This window comes from Microbulbifer maximicatervae (SeqCode) (assembly GCF_052467065.1).
On record NZ_CP174299.1, the window covers coordinates 1,878,402 to 1,890,677 of the forward strand.

Sequence of the window (12,276 nt, forward strand, 5' to 3'; positions counted from 1 at the left end):
TGCTGGCTGTTATACGGCGTCGGAAAGGCTGCTGAAGGTGAAGTCGCGCACTTTCAACGCGGGAATCATGGCGGACATGCCCCACATACCCACTCGCTGGGGGACGCCCATATCTTCGATATTGTTGAGCATGATTACCGGGCTCTCGTTGAAGCGGAAGTTCTTCACCGGGTATTTGATCTTGCCGTTTTCGATATAGAAGGTGCCGTCGCGGGTGAGGCCGGTGAGCAGCATGGACTGTGGATCGACCATACGGATATACCAGGTGCGGGATACCAAAATACCGCGGCGGGTATTTTTGATCAGTTCTTCGGTGGTTTTATCGCCGCCGATCATAATCAGGTTGTTGGGTTCGGGGACCACTTCGCCTTTGCTTTGCTCGGCCCAGTAGCGGCTGCGCGCCAGGTTTTTCACTACGCCGTCTTTCACCCATTCGGTGCGTCCCAGCTGCATAAAATCACCGTCGGTCCAGGGTTGAGCCGGCACATCGAGACTGGTGGGGTCGGAGTAGAAATTTACGCGCTTGTCGAACATCTTCTCGCCGGTCCGGTTGCCGCCGCCCTTTTTGCTCATAAAGCTGCGGCCTTCGTCGGCACTGCGCGCATCGAAGCCGCTCATCATGTAACCCACCAGGCCGGACACCGCATTGGGCTCAAGGATCACGGTGTACTTGCCCGGTTCCAGGGCACGGGCTTCCTGGGACAGGACCGCTTTGTCGATGGCGACAGAGGAGGTGCTGCCGGTATTCATTGCACCGAAATCGGTAACGTCACTTTCGGCCCAACCAGAACCCAGGCCATTCTCGGTGCGCATAGTTACAGTGAAATTGGCAGAGGTAGAAGCGTGGTAGCCGAACAAGCCTTTACTGGTGGCGACTGCCGCAAAAGAACGCTGGTCTTCCAGGTAACCTGCGGCAACCACTTTCTTTTCCTTGGCTGCAATAATGGAATCTGCCGCAGCCTTGGCGCGCTGGTCTGGAGTGATATCTGCAGTGGACTTGGCGAAGCCGTCTACGCTGACATATTTCTGCGGTCCCAGCATCGGCATGGCTTCCGGGTTTTCCGGAGATAGCTTGGCCAACTCTTCGGCGCGACGCATCACTTTTTCCAGGGAGGCATCACTGAATTCATTGATAGTGGCCACACCGGATTTCTTGCCGAAACGGGCCTCTACGGCCAGCTCGATATCATTGACGATACCACTGGTGGAAACGCTGTTGCGCGCGTAGCGAATATTGCCGGTTTCGCTGCCGGCCAGCTGCGCGCTGGCTTCATCGGCGCGGCTGTATTTTAAAACCTTGTCGAGAATACGCTTCGCTTCACTTCTACTCAGAATGGCCATTGCCTTTTCTCCAATTACTTATTCTTGTGCGCCGCTCAGGAAATCTTGCGCTTGGTATTGATTACATTAATTTGGTCAAAACGGGTGGTGGAACAGCCGTGGGAGACTGCGCTCACCTGGCTCGGCTGGCCCTTGCCATCGAAGAAGGTTCCGCCCAAGCGGTAATCACTGCTGTCGCAAATCGCCGAGCAGGAATTCCAGAATTCCTGGGTGTTGGACTGGTAGGCGACGTCTTCAACCTGGCCGACGATCTCACCGTTTTTGATCTCATAGAACAGCTGCCCGCCGAATTGGAAGTTGTAGCGCTGCTGGTCGATGGAATAAGAGCCGCGTCCGACGATGTAAATGCCTTTTTCCACATCGCGGATCATGTCTTTGGCTGAGTACTTCTTCTCGCCCGGAGCCAGGGAGACATTGGGCATGCGCTGGAACTGCACACTGGACCAGCTATCGCCATAGCTACAACCGTGGGATTCCTTTTGGTCGATCATATGCACCTGATCGCGGGTAGCCTGGTAGTTCACCAGGATGCCGTCTTTTACCAAATCCCAACGCTTGGTTTTTACCCCCTCGTCGTCATAGGCGACGGCGCCGAGGGAGCCCGGTTGCACCTTGTCGGCAAACAGGGTGACCTTATCGCTGCCGTACTGGAATTTACCGCTGCGCCACTTATCCAGGGTGGCGAAGGAAGTTCCCGCATAGTTGGCCTCGTAACCCAGCACGCGGTCCAGCTCTAATGGGTGACCCACAGATTCATGGATGGTCAGGCACAGATGCGAGGGTTCCAGTACCAAATCGTACTTGCCCGGATCGATGGACTTGGCTGATAGCTTGGCTTGGGCTTGCTCGGCTGCAAGCACTGCATCCTCGGCCATATCATAGGAAGCTTTGTAGAGCGTGGTCTGCCCGCGAATCTTGTCTTTGTCGTGACCGGCCAGGTATTCATAGCCTCTCCCCACTGGGTCACTGAGACCGTTGCGAGTCTTGAAAGCACCGCTCTGCTTATCAACAGCGGTCACCTGCATAGGTGCCCAGAGGCGATGGACATCCTGGTCAATATAGGAGCCGTCGCTAGAAGCAAAGTACTTCTGCTCATTGACCAGATACAGGGAAGAACGGATATAGCTTGCCCCAGCTTTGAGTGCCCCATTGTTAACATCCATCAGGAAATCGACTTTTTCACTGATGGGGACCTGCAGGGCATTTTGTTCGATAGGTGTCTGCCAGGAGACCTCGCCCACCCCTTTTACCGGTGCCAAACGCACGGGCTCAGTTTGGTACTTGGCATTGGCCTTAGCTACGGCAACTGCTTGGCGCGCGGCAAGGGCGACGCCATCCGCTGTAAGGTCGTTGGTGGCGGCGAATCCCCAGGTACCATTGGCGATCACACGAATACCAGCGCCAAGGGATTCTGTGTTGACGATATTCTCCACGTTGGTTTCGCGGGTCATAACATACTGGTTCAGATAGCGGCCGATACGCACATCGGTATAACTGGCCCCGGCCTTGCGCGCGGTATTCAGGACTACATCAGCCAGGTGTCTTTTATGGGAGCTGTGCATGCCCTCATTGAGCAGCTGCTCCGCGCTGACATGAATGCCCTGTAGAGGCAACAAAATACCACTGGAGCCGACGCCGGCGATCTTGAGGAATTTTCTTCTTTCCATTGGCTACCTTTACCCCACGAGAGCACGAGCACTCTCTGCGGGTACTTATTGTTATTACGACTGACGCTGGAGGCCTTATGTGCACGGAGGTCAGACTTTGGATACGCACAACTAACAGGACCAACCTAAAGTTGTAAAGTACTCGCTCGGTAAAGTGAAGTTTCGTAGGGGTAAGACGTTGTGAGGGTGGAAAGGGATTCAAAGGGCAGCATTTCTTCGAACTTTGTCGAAAGTAATATCCTTAAGCAGGATACCGTTGCGGTAAACGGGCCTCAGCAGGTTAGCCTCTGATTTTAGGTCGCTCTGCACAATAGTTCGAAGTGCACCATCATCGCCGCGAATCAAGGCAAGGCGGCCCCCCTTGGACCTTTTCTCGGGTCCGGTTCTCGGATTCTTAAAAATATCGTACCAACTGCCATTGATACAGATAGCGCTTGCTTTCATTGCAAATCCCATCATATCGCGGTCAACTTTTTGTAGTAATCCTCCACCCATACCAAAGGTCAGATTTTCTGTGCTTTGGTTGTTTTCTTTCATTGCTTGGAGAATTTTCGGGATTACAAAGCGGGTGATACCGTCTCCTTGTATAACGCGAATAAAGGGGGGTAGTAATCGATACCCTTTTTTATTCTTCTGCGAGCCAAATATCCGCATCAATCTTTCTATTGCTTCTATCACGACTTCCTCTGGGTCGCCGGAGTCAGGCCTTATTACTAATGTGCCGCCACTGTGAGTAACTTTATCCTTTAATTTTTTTCCCCAGATATTCTCTATAGCATTCCACAAATCGTAGCTATCGCTGACAACAGCCACAGTTTTTCCTTCCCCAGAAAATTGCTCAAGTATATTATGGTAAGCATCTTCCTCATGCTGTTGTCCCCAAGCGATAATAGTGCTGTGTTCAGCGGCGGGAATGGAAGCTCCAGGTACAGCGGCGTTGTAAAATTTTTTTGCGGCTAATATTCCGGATATCGTATCAGTCCCCTTAAAATTAACTAAGTGAGCCATACCTCCCAGCATCGCTGTTTCGAGACTGCTGGCTCCCCGAGCCCCGAAATCATGTAAACGATATTCCAGCGTATCCAGATTTTCCGCTGTTTCAAATAAATATTGTGAGATAATTTTCTTTATTTCGCGGCTCTGGGTAGCTACGGTTGATGGATACCAGATGCTCCGTAAAAGTGCGGTCTCAATATAAGTGGTGAGCCAAAAGCAGGAGGGGCAGGTATTAACAATCTGAGCTAAAACATTGGTTACTGGAATTACTTGTCCTTCTTCTATCGCTGTAATTTCAAAGGGCATTAAACCATTGTGGTCGTTTAAAATATGATTCCATCCATCACGGTTAAATGGCAGTCCATGGGGTTTTAAAATATTTTCAGCTTCATCAATTTGATGAAAACTGATGGGGGTGCTCAGGTATTGCTTGATAAACGCCTGCAAGCCAAAGAATACCGTCGACGCAAATTCACCGCCACGACACTCTACATAACTACTAATATGTGATGTTCCTGGGGGGTACTGCAGATAATGACTAGTTTTATAGCTATCGACATTGAGAATAGGATTTCCCAAGCACTCAAAGGATGAATTAGAGCCGGGCGCGTTCATATTTTCAAAACCATAAGTTGGCGTCGATTTTATGTCACTATTTGCCTGCTGTTATAGCGTGTAATTGATTTTTGAATTATATGCCAACCACAATGTTCAGTTTTACAGCGCTAATAGCTGCTACTTTAGCAAAGCATAAAAGCAAGCGACCCACGTTTAAAAACTTGTCATCCACTCATTTTATCTCCTATTGATTGACCTACTCTATTGGTATGTGTACATTTATATGCATGTGAGGCAAAGGAACGTCATGCTCAATGGACTCCAGTAAATTTCGGCGTGTTTACCGGCGGATGACTATGCCTACCATGGTGTCGATCGATCACAGTAGCGCTGTCACACAAAGTAAAAAATGCGTAAATTGGTTGCTGTAGAGAGAGGTTCGACAGAGCAAAAAAAATCTGCCCGGTCATAACTTTCCTATGTAGAAGCGTTCCTTCCATTAATGACTTGTCGTTTGGGAAAAAGTCATCGCAGTTTACTAATTTGAATGATATTGGAATTGCTCGTAGAGAATACGGCATTGATATAATTTAGTATTGATTCCAATCCTATTGAGCTACTTATAAAAACTCTGCTGCAGATTCGTAATACTTTGCAGAAAAATTGTCTTGTCGTCACAGCAGGAAAACATAAACAGTATCCATGGTGAGAGATTGGATACTGTTTCGACATCACTTGAAATTTGTAGCTAATGATAAGGTGGATTCTTGTATTTGGGAGCAGGAGATAAGTTATGAGTGAAGGGTTTATAAAGCGCATATCACGTTTAATCTCTGTGTCCGCCAATGCCGTCGTGGACTCGGTTGAAGCCACTGCACCAGAGTCAGTGATGGAGCAGGCAATTCGGGAGGTGGATGATGCAATTGCAGATGTGCGAGATCAGCTAGGGAAAGTTGAGGCATCCAAGTATCTAAATAGTAGAGCGTTAAGCGATGAAAATGCTCGTCATAAGCGTTTAGCTGAACAAATTGATATTGCTATAAATGAAGGTCGTGATGATTTGGCTGAAGTCGCCATTGCCAAACAAATGGATATTGAGGCGCAACGTCCAATCTTAGAAAAAGCGATCAATGAAAATGAGATAGAAATAAAGGAACTAGGTTCCTATATTCTTGCCCTGCAAGGTAAGAAACGTGAAATGCGTGAACAATTACAAGAATTTATTGCAATCAATAAAAAGGTAGATAGTAGAGTTACTGCGGATGAATATGGCAGGGATAGAAAGCCAAAAGCCCAGGTAGAACAAGCTACCGATGTATTTAATCGAGCAGTAGGTAATACAGCTATATCGACATTTAACTCTGGGATAGATTCCAGCAAATTAGCAGAACTTGAGGAGTTCGCGCGAAATAATCGTGTGAAAGAACGTTTAGCCAAGATTAAATCGGGGGGCTGATGATATTTTTATTGCAAGACCAAAACCTGATCTTTACCGGTGCGCTGATTTTAATGTTTATGATAGCGCTTCTTGAAGGCGTCATGACATTGATTGGTGTTGGTATTTCAGATTTACTGGATAATTTATTACCAGATTTTGATGTTGACGTGCCAGATACAGGGTTGTCTGGGGGGATGACTAAGCTGCTTGGGTGGTTGCGTTTCGGTGAAGTTCCTGCACTTATACTGTTAGTAACTTTTCTGGTTAGCTTTGGAGTGACCGGCCTAGTAGCCCAAATGCTCATAGAGTCTCTTGTTGGATATTTATTGCCGGGTGGTTTACTTGCTGTGGCAGTCTTTTTTCTTGCGCTACCTCAAGTACGTTTTGTTGGCAACATTATGCGGCGCTTTGCTGTGGGTGATGAATCCGAGGCCGTTGAGAGAAATTCCTTTATTGGCCGCGTAGCGATTATTACGATCGGTAAAGCAGAAATCGGTTCACCAGCAGAAGCGCGTTTTAGTGATGAATACGGAACTACACATTATGTGATGGTGGAACCGGATGAAAGTGAAACATTTAATCAGGGGGATAAGGTGTTACTGGTTGAAGAGCTGGGAGCACATTTTCGAGTAACTCGCCCCAGCAGTATACATCTTATGGAGAATAACTAAATGGAGAGTCTAGAAGTGATAGGAAACCTACCGGTTATGGTATTTATTGCCGGGGCTGTACTAGTGGCCTTAATTGTTATTGGAACTATTTTTGCGCGCCTGTATACGAGAGCCTCAAAAGAGCGCTCATTTGTGCGTACCGGTATGGGTGGTCAAAAAGTCATAATGAATGGAGGCGCATTGGTATTACCAGTTCTACATGAAATTATTCCTGTAAACATGAATACTTTGCGCCTGGCGGTTTCCCGTAAAGAGCAACAAGCGCTGATCACTAAGGATCGTATGCGTGTTGATGTACTTGCTGAGTTTTATCTGCGGGTAAAGCCGGATGTAGATGCGATAGCCAATGCCGCACAGACTTTGGGGCTGCGCACTTTAGACCCCGAAGCTTTAAAAGAAATGATCGAAGGTAAGTTTGTTGATGCGTTGCGTTCGGTGGCAGCTGAAATGGAAATGGCTGAATTGCATGAGCAGCGCAGCCAGTTTGTGCAGAAAGTTCAGCAAGTAGTTTCCGAGGATCTATTGAAAAATGGATTGGAACTTGAGGCTGTATCCCTGACTGGTTTGGATCAAACTCATAAAGAGTTCTTCAATCAGGATAATGTGTTTGATGCTGAGGGCCTTGCCAGTATGACCCGCTCTATTGAAGCGCGTCGTAAAGAGGTCAATGACGTTGAGCAGGAAACTATGGTGCAGATCGAGAAGAAAAATCTCGAAGCTGAACGCCAGAAATTGGAGATCGATAAAGAGAAACGCTACGCATATCTGGAGCAGCAGCGAGAGCTGGAAAATCGCGAAGCTGCACAGAAAGCGGATATGGCTCGCGAGCAGGCTGAGCAGGAGCGCGCCGCACGCAAGGCTGAAATTGAAGCCCAGCGCGAAGTGAGCCAATCCCAGATCGCTGCTGAACAGGCGACCAAGTTGCTGGAGATTGAAAAAGAGCGCCGTTTGAAAGAGCAGGAAATCGAGGGAGATCGGATCCTTGATGAACAGCGTATTTCCAAAGAGAAGTCGGTAGAAATTGCTGAACAGGAACGCGCCATTGCCGTTGCGGAGAAATCCAAAGAGCAATCCCTTGCTGACCAACAGGCAAACGTGGCCCGGGCTGAAGCCGTAAAAGCCGAAGAACAAGTCCGTACTGCCAAGGATGTTGAAGTTGCCGAGCGTGATAAGCGCATTGAAATTATTGAGGCGCAAAAAGTAGCAGAGCGCCAGGCGACGGGCATTAAAGTAATGGCGGATGCAGAGAAGTCAGCAGCAGAAGATAAGGCTGAAGCATTACGTTTACAAGCTGCTGCGGAAGCTGAAGCAATTCGCATTAAGGTTGAGGCTGATCGTGAGAAATATGCGGTGGATGCCGAAGGTCAGCGTCTGATGAATGAAGCCTATAACAGCCTCAATGAAGCCCAGATCGCACTTAAGAAGGTGCTCAGCTTGCACGAAAATCTGCCCAATATTATCCGAGAAAGCGTTAAGCCAATGGAGAGTATTGAGGGTATGAAAATTATCTCGGTTGAAGGTCTAAATGGTGTTGATGGCCGGGCAAGCAGCGGCATTTTAGATGGCGACACTGAATCCAAGGGCCAAAGCTTGCCTGAGGCCCTGGTGGGTAGCGCTCTAAAACATCGGGCTATGGCGCCGCTGGTAGATTCGCTCTTAAAAGAAGCTGGAGTTGGTGACCTGAATAAGACCACTGAGATTGATAGTTAGAGCAACGTACATTTTTTAAATTATATAGTACAAAACTCACTATTATTTTGGAAATAAATAATTCTTATAGCCCGGATCTAAATAGGTAGATCCGGGTTATTTTTTATTAAGGTAAAAAATATGAAGCGCTGTACCAGCTGTAAAGATGGCGTTCTTAAACCAGGATTTATCGAAGAGTTATTTCGTGGATATACTTGTTCTTCCTGTGAGGGTAACTGGATTCTTATTGAAGATTACTTAAGCTGGAAAAGACAAAATCCTGAATACAAATTTCCAGAAGATATTAGTAATCTGAATGATGTGGTCGCCGAAGATACTAAACGAGCTATCTTGTGCCCGGTGTCTGGCTCCATAATGCAAAAGATAAAAATTATTGCTAGTAGTGAGCACCGTATTGATTACAGCACTGTTGTCGGTGGAGTTTGGTTAGATAAAGGCGAGTGGGATTTACTAAAAGCTGAAGGACTTGCTGGCTCACTTAACTTTTTAGTTACTCATGAATGGCAGAAAAAGATCAGGGAGAACAAGGCCCAAGAGACTTTTTCTGAAATGTATCGGAGTAAATTTGGCGATGACTTATATGATAAAGCTAAAGAAGTTCGCAAGTGGCTTAATTCAACCGAACAGAAAGCAGATGTTTTGGCCTATTTAAATGCGGAAGATCCTTACTCTGCTGAACGTTAACGCCTAATCAATATGTCCTGTTCCAGGGAGGCTGACTAACGTGGCTTCCCTGAAATATTAGCTCCATTGTACTCTCATGTAAAAACAGATTTATTTTCAATCGATCATATCCGGAAAAATTACAGATTTAATTTGGTTACATTGTTTTTTTGAATTAATGGAATTTAATTGTCTTGATTTGATAACTGGTTAGCTTATTTTTATGGCGTATTTTTGGAGTCGTATAGGAAGCGCAACTGTTCAATGATAACCTCAATTTCGTTGTTTACTTAAAAAAATAATAGAGACATTTAAATTTAAGGTTAGGTATATGGATATCAAAAAATTATTACTGGCAAGTTTACTATTAGTGGGTGCATCTATTTCGTTGCCTGCGCTATCTGCTAATCTTGTGTGTCAGCTCAATGTAAAGTCTGGAGGTCAAGTTTTTGGCAATGGCACCTCTAGCTGCACGGGGATAGACTTTAGTTTTGGAAATTCCACCTCTGGTAAATGGACTATTACGAATATAACCAAGTCTATTGATCGAATAAATTGGATAAAAGGTTGTAGTTCAGGCCTCTCATGCAGTGTGACAGTAAGAGCCTATTCAACAAATCAAGGCCAAGCATATATTCACTATGTTGATGGCAGTATTGAGTATGTGAGTGCTGATATGTGGTATGAAACAGGTCATTAACCTGTGGTATTTGGCGCCGAATTTAATTCGGCGTCAAATATAATATATGTATTGCGGTATGCCTGCTGGACTTAAAGTATAAATGCGCCATATTGAAGTTTAATAATTATCCTCAGTGTCTTCACCCTAATGCTGTTTGTTCCGCATCCTAATGACTCTTAAATTAGGTTGGCAGATTTACTCATCACTGACATATTCTTCTGCTAGTTAATTAAATTATGCATGGCAAAATGGACCATCTTTGGCTTTTATTAAAGCCATGGAATACAAGGACTATTACAAAATACTCGGCCTGGATCGGAGTGCGGATCAGGCACAGATTAAGCGTGCCTATCGAAAATTAGCACGTAAATATCATCCGGATGTCAGCAAAGAGGAGGGCGCCGAAGAACACTTTAAGGAAGTAAATGAGGCCTATGAAGTATTGAAGGACCCAGAGAAGCGAGCTGCTTACGATCAGCTCGGCAGTGGTTTTCAGTCTGGCCAGGATTTCCGACCACCCCCCAATTGGGACCAGGGTTTTGAGTTTCACGGTGGTGGATATACCGAAGCTGATCCTGAAGCTTTTAGTGACTTCTTTGAAAGCTTGTTTGGCCGCGGCGGGTTTCGTCAGGCTTATGGGCAAGGGCAGCGCCGCTCTTACAGTGCCCAGGGTGAAAATACCTATGCCCGCATCACAGTAGATCTCGAAGATAGTTATCGTGGCGGTACACGCCAAGTAACCTTAAAGCACTCGGTATTGGGTGCAGATGGGCGACCGCAACTGCGTGAGCGCACTCTTAATATAAAAATTCCCAAGGGGATCACTGAAGGGCAACAGATTCGCTTGGCTGGACAGGGTGAGCCTGGCATTGGAGAAGGTAAGCCTGGTGATCTCTACCTGGAAATTGCTTTCAACTCTCATACCCTTTTCCATACAGAAGGTAAAACGGTTTACCTGGATTTGCCTTTGGCTCCCTGGGAGATAACGCTTGGAGCCAAGGTTCAGGTACCCACTCCCGATGGTCCCATTAAAGTGACCATTCCAGCAAACAGCACCAATGGTAAAAAACTGCGCCTCAAGGGCCGCGGTATCCCGGCAAAGCAGCCGGGGGATATGTATATAGTGATGCAAACTGTTACGCCGCCAGCCACTACTGATAATGAACGCGAGGCATACCGTCAGTTTGGCGACGCATTCAACTTCAATCCCCGCCAGTCCATGGGAGGATAATTGTGATGCCTAAAAAGGTTGAGCAGCTTAGCGGTGTTCTCCTGGATGAAGAGAGTGAGTTAACTTTGAGTGAACTGTGTCGGGCTTGTGGTGTACCGGCGGAGCGCATTATTGCCTTGGTTGAGGAGGGAATTATTGAGCCGCGTAGCAGGGAAGTGCAGTGGCGCTTTAGCGGAATTTGTGTGCGCCGTGTGCGCCGGGTTTACAGCCTGGAGCGAGATCTGGGGGTAAATCTTGCCGGCGCTGCATTAGCGATAGAGCTGCTGGAAGAAATAGAGCGTCTTCAGGCGCATCTGGCACGGCTGGAGAAAGGTCGAAAACGCTAAGGTTATCTATTGTCTTGATTTTAGATATGGGCCAATCAGCTCGATCTTCTCAATCCAAATAGCTCCGCTATATCCTTCGGGTAGAAAACTGAGCTCTTCCAGTGTGTAAATACCGGGCAAGCCCCGCTTGCCATTTTTATGGTCCACTGCCATCACCAAGCTATTGGCTTTGGCCACTCGTTCAGAGTAGCGATTGGGCCAGCCCCACAAAGCCCATCGCCAAGTATTGGGTGCAACAACAATACTGTTCCGGCAAGACTCGGGAAAGTAGCCACTCCAACCGAACAGTGCATATTGCAAAGCACATTGTTTGGCGCTTGTCTTGCTGAAGGCCAATGCATTTGGCCGCAACTGCCGTATCCTTTTAATTGGGCGATCGCCACCGTAGACCATGAGCCGGGAATTAATAGGCAATTGGTGTTGCCGAAGATAGTTATCCAATCGTTCTGCTTCTGTTAGATCATTACTCTTAATATTGATCAGAAACTGCTTGCCGGGAAAGTACAGCAAGACCTCTTTTAAAGTGGGAAGTAAACCCACCCCCTGGCCACGAAAGGGAAATGTCTTGCCGCCATCAAAGGTATAGCCGTAACCAATATCCAGCTTCTTTAAGTCCTTTATGGACTGTTCCCGGGTGACACCTGTTCCATCCGTGCGGCAGTCTATGGTCCAGTCGTGAAATACCGCGAAGTCGCCATCAGTGGTGGGATGGACATCGATTTCGATAATGTCCGCGCCATGAGAAAAGGCAGCTTCCATAGAGGGAATAGTGTTTTCCAGATAGCGGTGTTCCGGGGTATAGATACGGACTGCGGTGCATTCGTCACGGGTCAAATTATCCCGGTTGTAAGTTTGGTAGACGCCGCGATGGGCAATCAGGATCGGTTCCCCTTGCTGGGCTGTCGCCAGCCAAGAGGCATTGAGTAGGTAAATTGCACCGAGTCCAAATAGGGCTGTTAGCGCTACGGTTTTGCCAATGGTGCTTCTCTTCAT

At 47.2% G+C, this 12,276-nt stretch carries 11 protein-coding genes; 7 read left to right on the forward strand and 4 right to left on the reverse strand.

All coding sequences use genetic code 11. The features are described from left to right. Positions 1-9: 9 nt before the first annotated feature. The 3 genes from ACJJI1_RS08360 to ACJJI1_RS08370 form a co-directional block, all read right to left on the reverse strand. Positions 10-1,341, reverse strand: a complete 1,332-nt coding sequence (locus ACJJI1_RS08360; protein ID WP_413663965.1) for a TldD/PmbA family protein — start codon at positions 1,339-1,341, stop codon at positions 10-12. A gap of 35 nt (positions 1,342-1,376) precedes the next feature. Next, positions 1,377-3,008 (reverse strand): TldD/PmbA family protein, encoded by a 1,632-nt coding sequence (locus tag ACJJI1_RS08365; protein ID WP_444959062.1) that lies wholly within the window; start codon positions 3,006-3,008, stop codon positions 1,377-1,379. 198 nt (positions 3,009-3,206) lie between these two features. Next, a complete protein-coding gene (locus tag ACJJI1_RS08370) occupies positions 3,207-4,619 on the reverse strand; it encodes a nicotinate phosphoribosyltransferase (protein WP_444959063.1) in 1,413 nt (470 codons plus the stop codon). A gap of 736 nt (positions 4,620-5,355) precedes the next feature. On the opposite strand from ACJJI1_RS08370, the gene ACJJI1_RS08375 reads away from it, so the two are divergent. From ACJJI1_RS08375 to ACJJI1_RS08405, 7 genes are all read left to right on the forward strand, one after another. Next, the gene (locus ACJJI1_RS08375; protein WP_444959064.1) at positions 5,356-6,018 is read left to right on the forward strand and encodes a PspA/IM30 family protein; all 663 of its coding nucleotides are present in this window, start codon (positions 5,356-5,358) and stop codon (positions 6,016-6,018) included. Then, positions 6,018-6,671, forward strand: a complete 654-nt coding sequence (locus tag ACJJI1_RS08380) for a YqiJ family protein (protein ID WP_444918720.1) — start codon at positions 6,018-6,020, stop codon at positions 6,669-6,671. Before ACJJI1_RS08375 ends, ACJJI1_RS08380 begins: the two co-directional genes overlap by 1 nt. Further along, positions 6,672-8,381 (forward strand): flotillin family protein, encoded by a 1,710-nt coding sequence (locus ACJJI1_RS08385; protein WP_444959065.1) that lies wholly within the window; start codon positions 6,672-6,674, stop codon positions 8,379-8,381. 120 nt (positions 8,382-8,501) lie between these two features. Continuing rightward, entirely contained in the window at positions 8,502-9,065 is a 564-nt protein-coding gene (locus ACJJI1_RS08390) for a TFIIB-type zinc ribbon-containing protein (RefSeq protein ID WP_444959066.1), read from the forward strand. A gap of 310 nt (positions 9,066-9,375) precedes the next feature. Then, the gene (locus tag ACJJI1_RS08395) at positions 9,376-9,744 is read left to right on the forward strand and encodes a hypothetical protein (RefSeq protein ID WP_444906718.1); all 369 of its coding nucleotides are present in this window, start codon (positions 9,376-9,378) and stop codon (positions 9,742-9,744) included. 241 nt (positions 9,745-9,985) lie between these two features. Further along, a complete protein-coding gene (locus tag ACJJI1_RS08400) occupies positions 9,986-10,957 on the forward strand; it encodes a DnaJ C-terminal domain-containing protein (RefSeq protein WP_444959067.1) in 972 nt (323 codons plus the stop codon). 5 nt (positions 10,958-10,962) lie between these two features. After that, complete coding sequence (locus tag ACJJI1_RS08405) at positions 10,963-11,283, forward strand: chaperone modulator CbpM (RefSeq protein ID WP_413665909.1); 321 nt, start codon at positions 10,963-10,965, stop codon at positions 11,281-11,283. A 6-nt stretch (positions 11,284-11,289) separates the two neighbouring features. On the opposite strand, the gene ACJJI1_RS08410 is transcribed toward ACJJI1_RS08405, so the two are convergent. Next, the gene (locus ACJJI1_RS08410) at positions 11,290-12,276 is read right to left on the reverse strand and encodes a glycerophosphodiester phosphodiesterase family protein (protein ID WP_444959068.1); all 987 of its coding nucleotides are present in this window, start codon (positions 12,274-12,276) and stop codon (positions 11,290-11,292) included.

Coding starts and splice junctions, on each gene's coding strand:
- ACJJI1_RS08360 (WP_413663965.1), bottom strand. CDS start 1,341: ATGGCCATTCTGAGTAGAAGTGAAGCGAAGCGTATTCTCGACAAGGTT.
- ACJJI1_RS08365 (WP_444959062.1), bottom strand. CDS start 3,008: ATGGAAAGAAGAAAATTCCTCAAGATCGCCGGCGTCGGCTCCAGTGGT.
- ACJJI1_RS08370 (WP_444959063.1), bottom strand. CDS start 4,619: ATGAACGCGCCCGGCTCTAATTCATCCTTTGAGTGCTTGGGAAATCCT.
- ACJJI1_RS08375 (WP_444959064.1), top strand. CDS start 5,356: ATGAGTGAAGGGTTTATAAAGCGCATATCACGTTTAATCTCTGTGTCC.
- ACJJI1_RS08380 (WP_444918720.1), top strand. CDS start 6,018: ATGATATTTTTATTGCAAGACCAAAACCTGATCTTTACCGGTGCGCTG.
- ACJJI1_RS08385 (WP_444959065.1), top strand. CDS start 6,672: ATGGAGAGTCTAGAAGTGATAGGAAACCTACCGGTTATGGTATTTATT.
- ACJJI1_RS08390 (WP_444959066.1), top strand. CDS start 8,502: ATGAAGCGCTGTACCAGCTGTAAAGATGGCGTTCTTAAACCAGGATTT.
- ACJJI1_RS08395 (WP_444906718.1), top strand. CDS start 9,376: ATGGATATCAAAAAATTATTACTGGCAAGTTTACTATTAGTGGGTGCA.
- ACJJI1_RS08405 (WP_413665909.1), top strand. CDS start 10,963: ATGCCTAAAAAGGTTGAGCAGCTTAGCGGTGTTCTCCTGGATGAAGAG.
- ACJJI1_RS08410 (WP_444959068.1), bottom strand. CDS start 12,276: ATGAAGAGAAGCACCATTGGCAAAACCGTAGCGCTAACAGCCCTATTT.